General features: G+C 46.5%; 12 protein-coding genes. 10 read left to right on the top strand and 2 right to left on the bottom strand.

From position 1 onward, the window contains the following. Positions 1-17: 17 nt before the first annotated feature. The gene (locus tag E4N66_RS08585; RefSeq protein ID WP_253727672.1) at positions 18-1754 is read left to right on the top strand and encodes a TrkH family potassium uptake protein; all 1737 of its coding nucleotides are present in this window, start codon (positions 18-20) and stop codon (positions 1752-1754) included. A gap of 59 nt (positions 1755-1813) precedes the next feature. Here the strand turns inward: E4N66_RS08585 and E4N66_RS08580 are convergent, their stop codons facing one another. Both E4N66_RS08580 and E4N66_RS08575 read right to left on the bottom strand, forming a co-directional pair. Then, positions 1814-3307 (bottom strand): ATP-binding cassette domain-containing protein, encoded by a 1494-nt coding sequence (locus E4N66_RS08580; protein ID WP_253727671.1) that lies wholly within the window; start codon positions 3305-3307, stop codon positions 1814-1816. Further along, on the bottom strand, positions 3279-4301 hold the full coding sequence (locus tag E4N66_RS08575; protein WP_044013034.1) for an ABC transporter substrate-binding protein: 1023 nt from the start codon (positions 4299-4301) through the stop codon (positions 3279-3281). Before E4N66_RS08575 ends, E4N66_RS08580 begins: the two co-directional genes overlap by 29 nt. A gap of 306 nt (positions 4302-4607) precedes the next feature. Here E4N66_RS08575 and E4N66_RS08570 point away from each other — a divergent pair, with 306 nt between their 5' ends. The 9 genes from E4N66_RS08570 (at position 4608) to E4N66_RS08530 (ending at position 15379) form a co-directional block, all read left to right on the top strand. After that, the gene (locus E4N66_RS08570; RefSeq protein WP_235619734.1) at positions 4608-6062 is read left to right on the top strand and encodes a phospholipase D-like domain-containing protein; all 1455 of its coding nucleotides are present in this window, start codon (positions 4608-4610) and stop codon (positions 6060-6062) included. A 12-nt stretch (positions 6063-6074) separates the two neighbouring features. Next, complete coding sequence (locus tag E4N66_RS08565) at positions 6075-6767, top strand: potassium channel family protein (protein WP_044013030.1); 693 nt, start codon at positions 6075-6077, stop codon at positions 6765-6767. Between the two features lie 17 nt (positions 6768-6784). Next, on the top strand, positions 6785-7540 hold the full coding sequence (locus E4N66_RS08560) for a hypothetical protein (protein ID WP_253674098.1): 756 nt from the start codon (positions 6785-6787) through the stop codon (positions 7538-7540). 24 nt (positions 7541-7564) lie between these two features. Continuing rightward, positions 7565-8749 (top strand): anhydro-N-acetylmuramic acid kinase, encoded by a 1185-nt coding sequence (locus tag E4N66_RS08555; RefSeq protein WP_253727668.1) that lies wholly within the window; start codon positions 7565-7567, stop codon positions 8747-8749. Positions 8750-8798: 49 nt separating this feature from the next. Then, a complete protein-coding gene (locus E4N66_RS08550) occupies positions 8799-9464 on the top strand; it encodes a hypothetical protein (RefSeq protein WP_253727667.1) in 666 nt (221 codons plus the stop codon). Positions 9465-9695: 231 nt separating this feature from the next. After that, on the top strand, positions 9696-10715 hold the full coding sequence (locus tag E4N66_RS08545; protein WP_253727665.1) for a thiamine ABC transporter substrate-binding protein: 1020 nt from the start codon (positions 9696-9698) through the stop codon (positions 10713-10715). Between the two features lie 31 nt (positions 10716-10746). Beyond that, positions 10747-12372, top strand: a complete 1626-nt coding sequence (locus tag E4N66_RS08540) for an ABC transporter permease (protein ID WP_253727663.1) — start codon at positions 10747-10749, stop codon at positions 12370-12372. Positions 12373-12713: 341 nt separating this feature from the next. Continuing rightward, positions 12714-13391 carry an ABC transporter ATP-binding protein gene (locus E4N66_RS08535; protein WP_253727661.1) on the top strand — a complete coding sequence of 226 codons (678 nt, stop codon included), beginning with the start codon at positions 12714-12716 and terminating at the stop codon, positions 13389-13391. A 419-nt stretch (positions 13392-13810) separates the two neighbouring features. Continuing rightward, entirely contained in the window at positions 13811-15379 is a 1569-nt protein-coding gene (locus tag E4N66_RS08530) for an NFACT RNA binding domain-containing protein (RefSeq protein WP_253727659.1), read from the top strand. Positions 15380-15425 lie beyond the last annotated feature (46 nt).

Below are 15425 nucleotides of genomic sequence, written 5' to 3'. Positions count from 1 at the left end.
AAAAGGATTGGACTGATATGAATACCATAGTAACCAAACTCCGTGCAAATCTTTCAGGCGTTGCCTTTATACTTAGTTTAGTGCTGTTGTTTTTGCAGCAGTTCTATGCTTCCCTCGCCGCTACTATCGTTATCCACACACTTGATGCCGTTATCTTGCTTCTTATTATTGCAGAAACGTTTTTGCCGATGCGGCATGAAAAATACTTTCAGCAATATTTTCAAAAACATGCGGCACTCTGTGTAAGCACTATTCTTTTTTGTGCCGCCTTTATCTTTTTTAAAATAAAGATCGGCTTTATTCCTTCATCGCCGGAACTGATTCTAATGTTTGCGCTTATAAAAAATATTTTCCTGTTCGGTAAGATCATCAAAAATACTGCGGACACTGCGGGAGGCACTGAACGAGTGATGCTGAACCCTGCAGGAACTTTGCTCGTTTCGTTTTTTATGGTCATCATTACCGGAACTTTTTTGCTGATGCTTCCGGCTGCGACTCCCGGTACCGACCACTTGGATTTTTTGACGGCGTTATTTACCGCTACCTCTGCAGTCTGCGTTACCGGTTTGAGCATTATCAATGTCGCAACGGAATTGACAACGGTCGGCAAGGTTATCCTTATTTTGCTTATTCAGATCGGCGGACTCGGTATTATGGTGTTTTCGTTTTTCGGGATGCTTGCTTTTCGACGTAAACTGTCTATTGCAGAAAAATTAACCGTTTCGTATATGGTGAGCGAAGATGATATGTCGGGATTGTTTAAAGCACTTCGCGTTATCGTGGGTTCTACATTTTTGGTTGAAGCAATCAGCGCCGGATTTTTGTACCTCGGATTTTCCCGTACGATGGGAGTATCGGTCGAGACACTCGGTTTTGCAGCGTTCCATGCGGTATCGGCATTTTGTAATGCCGGTTTTGCACTCTTCCCGAATAATCTCGAATCTTTTACCGGTGATCCCATTATCAGTTTAACAATCAGTTTTACGATTATCCTCGGCGGTATAGGCTTTGCAGTTATGTACGATACGGTACGCAAAATAAAAACCGAAACACAAAATGTGTTTAAGAAGAAAAAGACAACATTTTTTCTTCCGCTCAATACGCAGATCGTGCTGGTAATGACCGCGGGTGCGCTCTTTATCTCTTTTGCAGCGTTTTATTTGTTGGAACATACCCATGCAATGAAGGATTTCTCTCTGCATGAGCAATATCTCGGTGCCTTCTTCCAAGCGGTTACGCTGCGGACGGCTGGCTTTTCAACGGTGTCCTTTGCTTCGCTGACTAATGCAACGTTGCTGATGATGATTTTTGTGATGTTTGTCGGCGGCGCTTCGGGCAGTACGGCGGGCGGTATTAAGTTGAACACCGTTGCGGTGGTTTTTGCATTTTTCCGCTCGTTCTTAAAAAACGATCGAACAGTCATCATCAAAAAAATGTCGATACCCGATGAGCAGGTAAAAAAAGCTTTTCTTATCCTCGGTTTCGGTTTGACGATTGTGTCCGCTGCCATATTTGTATTGACGGTAACCGAATCGCTGCCGTTTTTACCCATGGCCTTTGAAACGGTTTCCGCTTTTGCAACCGTAGGACTTTCTACTGGTATCACGGCGCAGTTCAGCATTGCCGGTAAACTGATATTGATCTTCCTCATGTTTATCGGCAGGGTAGGGCCGCTTACCATTCTCACTGCTGCCGGAAAAAAGGAAGGCAGCGATACCGTCGAATATCCGTACGGCGCTATTTCGATCGGGTAAAGTTTGAACCTGATACGGCCTTTTGCTTTAGTCTAAGAGAAGTGAAGTGGTAGCGTTTATCAATGACCGTTGGGAACATCCAGCGTAATGCCTTCGATAAGCTGTGTGAATACCGGGTCGTGCGTTACACATAGGACTGTCCGCCGTTGCTGCCGAACAATACGGGAAAACACTCTCGCCGCTGCTTTTTTTGTTTCGGGATCGAGGGAGTCAAAGGCCTCGTCGAGGAGCAAAATTTCCGAAGGGTAGGCGAGTGCACGGGCTAAACTGACCCGCCGCTGCATACCGCCGGAAAGCTCCGCCGGTAGAAAATGCTCAAACCCTTGTAAGCCGAACATCTGTAAATATTGCCGTGCAATACGCTTTGCCTTTTCCGTTCCGTAATCCGGCGGCAGTATATAGCGGATATTCTGTTCTGCGGTGAGGTGTGGGATAAGCCGTAGGTCTTGATAGGCAAAACCGATTTTCGCATTGGACGGCAATATGCGTATCGTTCCGCGTTGAGGATGCAGAAAACCTGCAATTAAAAAAAGCAGCGTTGTTTTGCCTCTGCCGGAGCGCCCGAGGATATAATTTATCCGCGCAGGTTTAACCTCAAGTGAAAAAGATTGAAACACCGGTACCGATTCAAAATTAAAAGAGATACGGTCAATATGTATTTCGGCAGCTTGTTTGCCGATATCTGCATATACATCAGTATCGGAGTATGCTTCGGTGTCGACAGGCGTATCGGAGAAAGCGATATCCGCTGTCTGCATCGCTTTACGGGCTTTATTATATGAAAGGATACGTTTTGCTGCCTGCTCCATAAGAGCGGCAAAGACGATCACAATGATTCCCCACCCGAAAATCGTTGCGGTATCCAACTGAGCACGCGCAATCTGGAACTCCGTACCGATGCCTCTCCGTGGCTGGCTGAGTACTTCGGCAGTAACCATAACCTTTACCAACAACCCCAGCGTTGCGGAATATGCGGTGAGTGTAAACGGCCTAATGGAAGGAATGTACAGCTGTTTAAGTTTGCGCACGAAGGAGACTTGGAAACCTGTAGACATTTGGATAAGACGAATGTCGATGTTTTTAACGCCGTTTACCACGCCGCGGTACAGCAGCGGCAGCGCGATAAGACTTGCAACAAAAATAGGGGTGATCTCGGAATTAAACCATATTAGCGAGAGGAGTAGGACACCCATCGTCGGGACGGCACGCATGGCAGTTTCAAAAGGGCTGAGCGCTGCTTCGATTCGCGCGGACACGCCGGCTGCAATCCCCAGTAAAAAAGCAATAACGGTATCTATAGCGATCGTTGCCGCAATACGTAAAAGCGTTGCAGCAACGGTTAAAAAGAAATCTTCTTTGATAAGGATATCGGCCGTAGCGGCAGCAATGGCTTCGAGTCTCGGTACAATGAGCGGCTGTGCTATCAGCATGGCTGTCAACTGCCATAGTCCCAGTCCCGCGGCGAGGCCGCAGAGCCGGTATACTGTCCGAGTTCGGTTCTTATCGTTGCCGCGGCCCGTATCGCTATTTTGCTGTGGTGTAGTAGAAATCATCCTGAGGCATAGCTCCGCCGATAAATTTCGGATCAGCCTTATATAGAATGGAAAAATATCTCTCAAGAGCAGGACGGGTTTGTTCGGCGTTCACAAACTGCATATTCATCCGGCCTATTCCTTTTGCAATAAGCGGCGCTTGAATACCTTTTTGCAGCTTTGCGGTTGCTTCGCCCGCTTGCTTGGGGTTTTCTTTTGCCCAGTTAATCGATTGTTCCAGTTGAGCTAAGAAGCGAGCAGCGTAATCGGGATGATTTTCGATAAGGCTTTTTTGCACGACCACAACCGCCTGCGGATAGGAGCTGTCGCCGCCGAGTTTTTCTTTCCAAGCGTTCTGTACGTCGAGGAATACCTTTGTTCCGGGTTTTTTAGTTAACACCATGCTAACCATCGGCTCAGGTAAAATAACAAAAGAGCCTTTTCCGCTGATAAAAGCAGCTGCCGCTTCTTGCCCGGACTGTACATAGTTAAAGGTTACGTCCTTATCGGGAGTAAGTCCGTAGGCATTTAAAAGCTCCCGTACCGTGACATCCGGAGTAAGACCTCTTCCGAAAGTGATAATTGTTTTTCCTCTTAAATCTTCGATAGAATTGACCGATTCCGAGGTAAGTCCGTAGAGAATTCCCCAAACAACAGCTCCTGCAAGTCGGACACCGGTACCTTTTGCGTATAAAATAGCGGAGAGGTTTGAAGGGACGATAGCGATATCCGCTTCCCCGGAAAGCAGCCGTGCTTGCAGCATATCGGGTGCTTGCAACACTTCATATTCCGTAACCGCGCCGTCGGCAACAGCGGTGTTGTCAACCGCCATTTTTGCAATACAAATTGCCGGAGCATTAGCGGGCACAACTACTTTTACAGTATAAGCTGCTTGAGCGGATGAATTGCCGGCCGATTCCGTCTGAACCGCCGTGGACGGCTCCTTTTTGCCGCCTGCACAGAGCATCGCGGCGATACAACAAAATAAAAACGCTATAGCATAGTGTTTTTTCATAATATACTCCTTAGATTTAATTTGTAAGCCTATTATAACATATTTGCTCAATCATGTATAGTTTGATTTTTGCGGAGAGTTTAATATGCAGGTGCTCTGCAGCGGGGTATGTTGATTATCCTCGCGTTTACATTTTGTGCTTAATCGGATACAGTTCCCATAAGCGAGGATAATACGAAAGGGAAAAAACGGAGAAAACGCAAAGGATTATATTTACTCAAAAAAGGCCGTAAGGGGCTTGTACGCGCGCTGTTTAGCCGGTTGGGGGTGTTCCTTGTCTTGTTAGGTTTGCAGGCGTTTATCTTGTTGAGCATTCCCTATCGGTTTAAAGAAATATTCCCTTACTATTCTATCGTAGAGTCTTTGTTTACCCTCGTTATGGTGCTGTATTTACTTAATTCGGATATTGACCCTACTGCAAAAATTACGTGGCTGGTGATCATTATGTTGCTGCCGGCATTCGGTGCTTTATTGTTTTGGTATACTCAAAGCGATCTGGGCAACCGTCTTGCACGGAAACGTCTTAATCATCTTTTTGCATTGACGCATGACAGTATCCTGCAAGATCCGCAGGTTGCCGATGCTCTTTCGCTACAAGATAAGGGCGCAGCGGCGCTCGCTCATTATCTGCGCCATACCGGGTGCCATCCCGTGTTTAATCAAACTGAGGTAACGTATTTTTCCTCCGGCAAAGCTAAATGGAAAGAAATGCTTGTTCAACTGAAACTGGCAAAGCATTTTATCTTTTTGGAATATTTTATTATAGAAGAAGGGGTGATGTGGGGAAGCGTGTTGGAAATATTGGCGCAAAAGGCAAAAGAGGGTGTAGATGTTCGAATCATGTATGACGGAACCTGCGAATTTTCTACGTTACCGCATGACTATCCTGAGCGTCTGAAAAAGTTGGGGATTAAATGCAAGATATTCGGGCGGCTTACTCCTTTTCTTTCAACACGCTATAATTATCGGGATCACCGTAAAATTCTGGTTATTGACGGAAGGGTTGCGTTTAACGGCGGCGTGAATTTAGCGGATGAGTATATCAATGTTGTGAATAAATACGGATATTGGAAAGATGCTGCCGTTATGCTGCAAGGTGCTGCGGTTAAGAGTTTTACATTGATGTTTTTGCAGTTGTGGAACCTGCACGAAAAAGAATGGAATTTTAATGAATATTTGAATGTTCCCGTCAAAGCCTTGCCGGTTTCCGCTGCCGGTTTTGTTATTCCGTACGGCGACAGTCCTGCTGATGAGAACAAAGTCGGTGAGAGTGTGTATATGGATATTCTGAACAGAGCGCACCGGTATGTACATATTATGTCGCCCTATCTCATTTTGGACGGGGAAATGGAAACGATGTTGAAGTTTGCAGCAGAGCGCGGTGTGGATGTTAAGCTGATTTTGCCGGGTATACCCGATAAGAAAGCTCCTTATGCATTGGCAAAAACACATTATGCTTCTTTGTTGGCTTCGGGAGTGCAGATTTATGAATATACACCGGGCTTTGTTCATGCAAAAGTTTTTGTGTGTGATGACCGGGAAGCCGTTGTCGGTACCATCAATTTGGATTACCGAAGTTTATATCATCATTTTGAATGCGCTACGTATTTATACGGTGTTGACTGTATCGAAGATATTGAAACGGATTACCAATCCGTATTAAAACAGTGTCGCGCAGTAACGGCTGAAACTGTCCGGCATGAAAAATGGACGGTTAAAGCTTCCGGCATTGTGCTTAAAGCTCTTGCACCATTGATGTAGAAGGAGAATACGATGGATGTACAACAAAATTTTGCGGTTATCGGATTAGGTGAATTCGGTATTCGGATCTGTGAAATGCTGGCGGAGGGAGGCGGTTCGGTCGTGGCATTTGATCATGACGCACAGGCGGTCGATCGGGTAAAAAAAATTGTTCCGGCGGCAATGGTGATCGACACTACCGACGAAAATGCACTCAGAAAAGCTCCGCTCGACGATATCGATGTTGCGATTGTTGCAATCGGCGATAATAAGGAAGCAAGCATCCTAACAACAACATTGCTGAAGGAACGGGAAATTCCCTATATCGTAGCGCGGGCGGTTTCTCCCTTACATGCGATTGTATTGAAGCGGGTAGGAGCAAGTAGAGTATTAAAGATTGAAGAAGAATCTGCTTCCCGTATTGCAAACGAATTGATTAACCCTGAAGCGCTTAATTCGCTTTCCGTTGTCGAAGGATATGGAATCTGTGAGGTAAAGGTGCCGAAGTTCTTTATTGGGAAAACACTCTCGCAAGTTGCGCTCAAAGAAAAATTCAATATAACCTTAATCACGGTTGTCCGCCTTGAACTCGATATCGATACGGTCGGTAATCCTTTGAACCGCGAAGCGATGTATGAACCGGATGATAATCTTGAATTGCAAACAGGCGATAAACTCTTTGTTTTCGGCAGCCTCGAAAAGATTACGGAATTCAGAAATATCTAAATAATAGGGATGTGTTCATGATTATTATTGGAAAAAAGAAATTGATCGGTGCAATATTTTTTTCATTTGCACTTATATTAGCAACTGCAATTTGGGGATATAAAGTCGGAATGCAGAGTTCTCTTAAAAGTGATTCGGAGCTCGTGCTGTTTTTCGGATTTATCGGAGCAGGGTTGGAACTTTGCCTATTAATTGCAATGTCTGTCTATGCAAAGAGAAAAGAAAACGACTTTTTAATGGTTGCAAAAGCTATTCAGCTGAACGGCGTATTGTCGGATTCTCGTGCAAAAAAATTGGGCAACTTAGGCGTTACGCTGCAAGAGTCTCTTAACGATGCATATCAAATTACCGCACAAAAAAGCTTAAAGATTGCCGGGTTAAACGGTCTTGTTGATGAACTTTTGTTGATAATCGACCGTCCGCTTTTGGTGGTAAGTCTGACCGGCAGTATCCTTAATTTTTCTGCTAAAGCGCAGGAGAAAACGGGATGTAAACAAGGAGATGCGCTTTCCGATATTGCGCCTGGTATTAGCATCAAGGAAGCGATTCAGAATGCTGCGCATACTCGTACCGCTGTGCAGCAAGATAGGCATATCGTATGTATGCCGGTGTTCTCGGTTACCGGTACCTTGTCATTCTTTTTGGTAGATCTATCCGATCAGCCGATTGTGAGCAAGGTAATGGAAAACGTCAAGCATTTAATACAAAAAACGGATACCGAAAAAAAACAGAAAAAGCCGTTTTTAAAATTCTTCCAAAAAGGGCGTGAGTAACTGAGGGGAAACACATCAGACACTATGAAACGGCTTGATTCTATAAACGAAAAAAAAGAAAAAACGGCGATTGGACTTATGAGCGGGACGTCTGTTGACGGTATCGATGCGGTGCTGCTGACTATTACCGGCTGCGGTATCGATACTCGCATTGCGGAGCGTGCTTTTCTAACCGTGCCTTATCCGCAAGAAGTACGGGAGCGGCTGTTGACGCTTGCTTCCGGTTCTTTCGGCGGCAGCGAAGAATTAAGCGCGATGAATGTTTATCTTGGAGAGCTGTCAGCAGACGCATGTTTTGCCGTATGCAAAAAGGCGAAAGTTGATATCAGTACGGTTGATTTTATCGGTTCGCATGGACATACGGTTTTTCATGCACCGAATGGACGGTGCTACTTCGGCAAGAATATTAAAAGCACACTGCAAATCGGCGAAGCGGCGGTTATTGCGGAAAGAACCGGATGCGTTACCGTTGCCGATTTCCGCGTTCGGGATGTCGCGGCGGGCGGGTCTGGGGCGCCGCTTGTTCCGTTTACCGAATATCTATTATACCGGGAACCAGGTACGGTAATCGGCTTGCAGAATATCGGCGGTATCGGCAATATCACGCTTTTGCCTGCCGATGCCGATATGGGCGGCATTATCGCCTTTGATACCGGCCCGGGCAATATGCTGATAGACGGCTTGATGCGGCTTATTACCGGTGGTACGCAAAATTATGACGAAGACGGCAAATGTGCCGCAGCCGGTACCGTCGATTCAACCTTGTTCGATTTTCTTAAAACAGATCCTTATTTGCAATTAAAACCGCCTAAGACCACCGGCAGAGAACATTATTCCGAAGCGTTTATACAAGCGCTGTATGAGAAAGGTACATCATTGCAGCTGCCGCCTGAAACAATTGTGAGAACGGCAACCTATTACACTGCGTATTCAATTGCGTATTCGCTTAACACATTCGGATTGCCGATGCCGCAAAAATTGATAGTCGGAGGCGGCGGTTGTAGAAATCCCGTCATCTTACATCATCTACGGCAGCTGCTGCCTGAATGCTCCGTACTGACCAATGAGGATATCGGAAAAAACAGCGATTCAAAAGAAGCGTGTGCCTTCGCCATACTCGCAAACGAAGCGCTCTGCGGTAATCCGAATAACGTCCCGTCTGCGACAGGGGCAAGGAAGTTTGTCGTGATGGGAAAGATCAGTATATAAAAAGGGACGGTAAAGCTTTAAAAGACGAAAACAATTAAGGCAAGAAGCTGTGAGAGGAGATATGTGGGGTATGCTATTTTTTTTATTACTCATGTATATTTATATTCCGTTTTTAGTTTTGAAAAATGAAAAGAGTACGTTATATTTTAGAATAATTGTGATCGTATCAAATATAAGCATAATCTTTTTATCATTATTCTCTTTTTATCTATTGAGGAGTCTCAGTTTTATCGGAGCTATTATATACGCGTGTGTATGTATATTAAGTATCATTTTAAATATTTTATTTGTGATCACAAAAACGATAAAAACAAAAGCAATAAAACAATTGTTTTTTTTAACACCGATTATGTGTTCTCTTTTATTCGGTTTTTTGATTGAGAAAAATCAGCTATCTGAAAAAATTGCCTTAAAAATAGAATTCAAAAGATACAAAAATGAACTTGATAGTTATATCACAAACAATGTAGAAAATAAAAATATCCGGGCATTTAATAATTATGTCGGAATTATATGGTGTCCGGGATTTTTAGATACATACAGCGTTATCATTTATGATAAACATAATAATTTAGATATGTTGTATCATTCATCTGCAGATACATATATGGATAAAGAGATGTACAGTGAATTTCAAAAAGCATTCAGATATCCAAGAATTGTCAATGTGATAAAGATTGAAGATCATTACTTTAGATGTAATATACATGAATAACAGTTATGTGATTCTATATTTTCAAAAGCTGATAAATCGCTTGCACTTTTTTTGCGAATATACTAGGATACGCAGACTTGGGGTGCCGGAACAATGAACAGGATCCTCTAAGAACCTCATCGGTTTTTTAGAGCCAACCGAATCTATTCGTTCCGTGCTGAGAGCATACCCGAAAAAGGTGTCTGTACAGATGCCTTACACCTGATCCGGATAATGCCGGCGGAGGGAATAATGAAGTTACGTCTTTATTTCTTTTTGTTTATCGTATGTTCAATCATACTGCCTTCAACCGCTTTTGCAGGCGGAAAACAAGATACTACGGAAAAAATCGTTGTTGTCTATACCTATGACTCCTTTGCTTCTGAATGGGGGCCGGGCGCCGAAATAGCCAAACGATTCAAAGAGCAAACGGGCTACACCGTCAATTATGTGATCTGTGAGGATTCCGGTTCTGTGCTATCGAAAGCGGTGGCCGAAAAAAAGAATCCGCGTGCCGATGTACTGCTCGGTATCAATGCGTTTCTTGTCGATAAGACGCGCAGCGCAGGCGTTCTGGAACCGTATACCTCTCCGAATTTGGATAAAGTTGTTCCAAAACACGTTATAATGACTGATGATCAATTACTCACTCCGTATGATTGGGGCTATTTTGCGATTATGTATGACACTCAATCAAAGGTGCCTGCTCCTCAGTCGCTGGAAGATTTAACAAAACCCGAATATGCAAAATCCTTGGTTATCATGGATCCCCGCACGAGCGCTCCCGGCTTAGGTTTTGCTGCATGGACAAAGGCTGTTTACGGGAACGATTATCTTTCGTACTGGAAAAGACTGATGCCTTCCATCTTGACGATGAGCCATTCGTGGAGCGCGGGATACGGGCTGTTTACGGCAGGGGAGGCTCCGCTTGCCGTCAGCTATACCACCAGTATGGCTTATCACATCCGGTATGATAAAACAGATCGGTATCAGGCATTGACGTTTGCCGAGGGGAATATGATTGCGCTTGAGGGAATGGGGGTCGTTAAGAATGCACCGCATAGAGCAGCGGCTCACGCTTTTATCGATTTTATGCTGACCGAAAAAGCGCAGGAAGTGTTGCCCGAAACGCAGTGGATGTATCCGTCAAATACCGCGGTGCAGCTTCCCGAATCATTTAAAACCGTCCCGATGCCGAAAAAATCGCTGACGATTTCCGGTACCGAGGCGGAAACGGCGGTAGACGCTATTATTTCAGTATTGGAAAAATAACCGTATTTTCGCATTTTTATCGCAGAATTGTATGGATTCGGTTAATCGAAATGCTGCGAAGCGGACACTACTGCAAAATGCTTTTGTAGTAGGCGGCGGGGTGTTATTCTGTGCGGTACTGATTGCTTTTTTCGTACCGCTCGGAGCTGCCGTTTTTCCGGCCTTCGATGAAGGCGCTTCTGCAGCGGCCTTTCGGTCTTTATGGAAGGCTGCCCGCTTTACCGTGATGCAAGCGTTTCTCTCTGCGGCAGGAGCAAGCGGTATCGGCCTCTGTGCGGCATTTTTTTGCGCCCGCCGGAGGTTCTTCGGACGAAAGTTGTTGCTCTCTCTTTCGGCGATACCCTTGAGCGTGCCGCCGGTGGTTATCGCGCTCGCGTTTATCCTGTTTTTTGGAAAAAACGGTTTACTGAACAAACTGCTTGCGGCGCTTTCGGCAGGGCAGCTTTCAATCGGTACCTTCCTTTATTCGACGGGCGGCATTGTGCTTGTACACACCTTTTATAATTTTCCCATCACGATGCGTACCGTATCCGCCGCATGGGAACACCTCCCTGAGGAAACCGAACAAGCCGCTCTTTTGCTCGGAGCCTCGCCGCTGCGCATTTTTAGGACGGTGATCTTTCCGGCATTAAAGGCGCCGCTGTGTGCTTCGTTCGTTATTATCTTTTTATATTGTTTTTTCAGCTTTGTGATTATTTTGCTGCTGGGCGGTCTCGGCGTAACAACGCTGGAGGTTGAGTTGTATCAAACCATCCGCAGAGATATACACGCGAGTACCGCGGCGTATATTGCGCTGGCGGAAACCGGTATCGCAGCGGCTGCGGTAGGGCTGTACGCTTATTTAAGGAGCAGAATACCCGATCATGCTGAAAACACCCAATACGCCCGCATTCGGTTGCGCATCGGCGGCGCAGCGGAACATATCTTTTTTGCCGTGCTTATCTGTGTTATCTGTTTTTGTTTGCTGTTTCCGCTCGGTTCTCTGGTGTGGTACTCCCTGTCGAGTCCTAAGGCGCCGCTCACGATAACCGTTGATGCGTGGCGGCAGCTTTTACAGCGGCCTCACTTTTGGAGCGCGGTGCGGCACACCATGCAGACGGGGATCGGTACCGCCGTTCTTTCCGTAACGGCTGCGCTTTTTTTTGCGTATGCAGCATTTCAATCGAATCGGAAGTGGTATAAAAGCCTGCCGCTTATTCCTTTTGCAGTTTCTTCTATTGTACTGGGAGCGGGGTGGTTGAAACTTGATACCATGCCGTCGCTGCTGTTGCTGGTTATTGTGCAAAGTTCGCTTGCGTGGCCCTTTGCGTGGATGCAAATAGAGACCGGCCTCGCAAAAATTCCCCGTTCGGTGCTCGATGCTGCCCGCCTTTTGTCCTCCTCCCGCACGGATGCATTTTTTCGGGTATTTCTCCCGTTATGCAAAACCGGTATTATATCTGCGCTATGCTGTGTGTTTGCAATCAGCGCGGGAGACGCATCGCTGCCGCTTCTGCTCCACATTCCGAACTTTGAAAACCTCGCGCTGATGCTGTTCCGTTTTGCCGGTTCGTACCGGTTCACCGAAAGCGCCGGTATCGCGGTGATTCTTGCCGTGCTGACGGGCTCGCTCTTTTATATTCAGGACACGGTGCGGGAGCGCGGACAAACGCATTAGACTGTTTTGTCATGTCCGCCACGGATGGCGGTGACACTAATCAGCAGCAAGTTTTTCGTTAGAAAAACTTGTTATGAACACTGTACAAGGAAGTACAGTGTTCATATTGTCCCGCAAAATAAAGAGGCCGTTCAACCAGAGTTGAACCTCTTCGCGGTTCAAATGGTCTCACGGCCTCTTTATTTTGCGATTTATATCAACCTGTCTGATGCGTTTGTCCTTCTGTGGAAAAAAGCGTTCAAAATTTTATTTAAAATTTTGAACGTAAGGAAGACAACCGCTTGGAAAGATTAAAGTGCGGTTGCCCTGTGTATCAAAAGTGCGTATGGTAGGAAACGTATATGAAAGGTGATTCGATGGGTTTTCCGATAAATAGAGAGAATGATGAAAGTGAGGCGTTTCTCCGGCTTGTTTGTTTGACGAAGCGGATGCCGACAAAGACTATCAGTCTTTCCTGTTCGGTGGAAAAGGCAGGGACTCTTGCGCTGCTCGGTTCGTCGGGATGCGGTAAGTCAACCGTGCTCAAAATGATCGCAGGTTTGTTGCCCGCCGATTCGGGAAACGTCTTTTTGAACGGATGCGACATTACCGATGAGCCCGTCAAAAATCGCAGCGTTGGTATGGTCTTTCAGGACTATGCGCTATTCCCTCATTTAAGTGTCGAAGACAATATCGGGTACGGCCTCGTTTCGCAAGGGATATCCAAAAGGGAAAGCAGGCAGGCTGCTGCGGAATGGCTCGAACGTTTCGGTTTGACCGGTATGGAAAAAAGACGGATTGAAGGACTTTCCGGCGGGGAGCGGCAGCGTGTCGCCCTTGCGCGGACACTTGCGGTAAACCCGCTCGTGGTTTTGTTTGACGAACCTCTTTCCGCCCTCGACGCTCCGCTGCGGCTTAAACTCCGTGAAGAGCTCAAAAAACACCAAGCTGAAATGCGGTACACGGCAATCTACGTTACCCATGACCGCGACGAAGCCGAGTACCTCGCCGACAACATCATCGAAATGCCTTCCTCCTGATCGAAATTTCGAAGGCATAAGGTGAGCGTCTAAAATGCCGCCGCTCACCTTAACCGCGAGTTTGCCATTCGGCAAACATCGCAGATTATATGTGCGCATTCGCGCACGAATGCAACAGCTTCAAAAGTTCACACTTTGTTCATCTGTTGCATTTTAAAGAAATAAAATTTCGATCAGATTATTTTTGAGATAAGGGCAAACGTATCAGATCGATAGATGTCATTTCGCAAGATAACGGATAGTACTGCCTAGAACCAGTGCTTTTGAAAATAGATGGTGTAGCTACAAGGAGTTAGCTGAAAATAAAGCGCAGGCGTATCTATGATACGTTGAGCATTTATTTTCAGCGTGCGACGCAGTAGATGCGCCGTATATTTTCAAAAACGTCTGATGCGTTTGCCCTGTGACTGGAGGTGTAGATGTCGCTTAATTGCGCTGAAATCGATAAGATACTGGAAGAGCTCGATTTGGAAGGCTCATACATACAAAAGGTGGTGCAGTCATCCTATTCCGTGATGGTGCTGCACCTCTATAAGACCCGCCCGATGAGTCTGGTTATCTGTCTTGAACCGGGGGCGTGCCGCTTGCATGAAACTACGCGGAAAATCCCCAAGTTCGACAAGCCGCTCCGTTTTATGGAGCTGCTCCGTTCCCGGCTCCGCGGCGCCAAGATTACCGAAGCTGTTCAGCTGAACAATGACCGCATTGTCAGGCTTTCGTTGGAGACCGCTTCAGATACGCTCTACCTCTATATCCGGCTGTGGAGCGGGGCGGCGAATATGCTACTTGTCGATAACGGCATTATCGTCGATGCCTTTTACCGCCGACCTTCCCGTCATGAAGTGAGCGGAGAGCCGTGGCAGCCTCTACCGGGAGAATCCGAAGCCACTACGACGCAGACTTTTGGAAATGAGCCGAGTGCTGCGGCAGGCAGCGAATCAAAAGCCGTTGCAGAAAGCGCATCCGCTGCTGTATCTTCCGCATCGAATGCAAAAAACACGTCTGCTGTCGTATCTTCTCCTGCCGCTGACAAACCGGTAAAAACCTATACCGTCCGCAGCTATGATACCTCCAAGACCTTTAACGAAGCGATTGACGAATGGTACGCGCGGCAGGCGCCTGTGCTTTCGCTCGAAGCCTTACGTGCGGAGGCGGAGCGCTTTTACGGTCTTAAAATAGAGAAGATTTCCCGCGCGCTTGAAAAACTCGAAGCGAAAAAACATTCGTTCTTGCAGGCTGATACGCTGAAACATCAAGGTGATTTACTTTTGGCAAATCTCTACCGAATTCCGCAGTGCGCCTCTTCCGTCGAGCTGGAAGATTATGCGGCTGATAATCGGATTATCCGCATTGCCCTCGACCCGAGAAAAACCGCGCAGGAGAATGCCGCCGGATATTATGAGCGGTATAAGAAAGCGGTTTCGGGGCTTGAGGCGCTCACCGATGACATCGAAGCCTCCAAGCAGATGCTCGCCGCGCTTAATGAAGAGCTTGCGAAGCTGCGGGTTGAAGAAAATCCTTACCTTATCGAAAAGGTGCTGCACAAAAGAAAGATACCCGTGCAGCGGAAACAGGCGGCTCAAGAAAAAGAGCGGCCGGGACTCACGTTTTACCATGACGGATGGATTCTGTATGTCGGCAGGACAGCCGCCGAAAACGATGAGCTGTTGAGGCACCACGTGCGGGGCAAGGATATGTGGCTCCATGTGCGGGACTATTCCGGCGGCTATGTCTTTATCAAAAACAAAAACGGAAAGACCGTTCCGCTGCCTGTGCTGATTGCCGCGGGGAACCTCGCCGTATTTTATTCAAAGGCGCGCCGGAACGGGCAAGCCGATCTTTACTACACCGCAGTGAAGGATTTGCGGAGAGCGAAGAACGCACCGAAAGGAACCGTACTCCCGTCAAACGAAAAAAATCTTTCCATTAAACTTGAACCGGCAGTTCTGAAACAGCTTGAACAGTCACGGGGAGAAGCCCTTAGCTGATGGGTAATGGGTGATAATTCTTAATTATGGATTAAAAATGAGAAAG

The sequence above is a fragment of the Treponema sp. OMZ 857 genome (assembly GCF_024181085.1).
Taxonomy (GTDB): Bacteria; Spirochaetota; Spirochaetia; order Treponematales; family Treponemataceae; genus Treponema.
Note: the sequence above shows the minus strand (reverse complement) of the source record. Positions and strands in the feature narration are given on the sequence as shown.

Excerpts from the sequence above, each read along its gene's own strand:
- E4N66_RS08585 (WP_253727672.1), top strand. The coding sequence starts at position 18 with ATGAATACCATAGTAACCAAACTCCGTGCAAATCTTTCAGGCGTTGCC.
- E4N66_RS08530 (WP_253727659.1), top strand. The coding sequence starts at position 13,811 with ATGTCGCTTAATTGCGCTGAAATCGATAAGATACTGGAAGAGCTCGAT.
- E4N66_RS08580 (WP_253727671.1), bottom strand. The coding sequence starts at position 3,307 with ATGATTTCTACTACACCACAGCAAAATAGCGATACGGGCCGCGGCAAC.
- E4N66_RS08560 (WP_253674098.1), top strand. The coding sequence starts at position 6,785 with ATGATTATTATTGGAAAAAAGAAATTGATCGGTGCAATATTTTTTTCA.
- E4N66_RS08555 (WP_253727668.1), top strand. The coding sequence starts at position 7,565 with ATGAAACGGCTTGATTCTATAAACGAAAAAAAAGAAAAAACGGCGATT.
- E4N66_RS08535 (WP_253727661.1), top strand. The coding sequence starts at position 12,714 with ATGAAAGGTGATTCGATGGGTTTTCCGATAAATAGAGAGAATGATGAA.
- E4N66_RS08545 (WP_253727665.1), top strand. The coding sequence starts at position 9,696 with ATGAAGTTACGTCTTTATTTCTTTTTGTTTATCGTATGTTCAATCATA.
- E4N66_RS08575 (WP_044013034.1), bottom strand. The coding sequence starts at position 4,301 with ATGAAAAAACACTATGCTATAGCGTTTTTATTTTGTTGTATCGCCGCG.
- E4N66_RS08540 (WP_253727663.1), top strand. The coding sequence starts at position 10,747 with ATGGATTCGGTTAATCGAAATGCTGCGAAGCGGACACTACTGCAAAAT.
- E4N66_RS08565 (WP_044013030.1), top strand. The coding sequence starts at position 6,075 with ATGGATGTACAACAAAATTTTGCGGTTATCGGATTAGGTGAATTCGGT.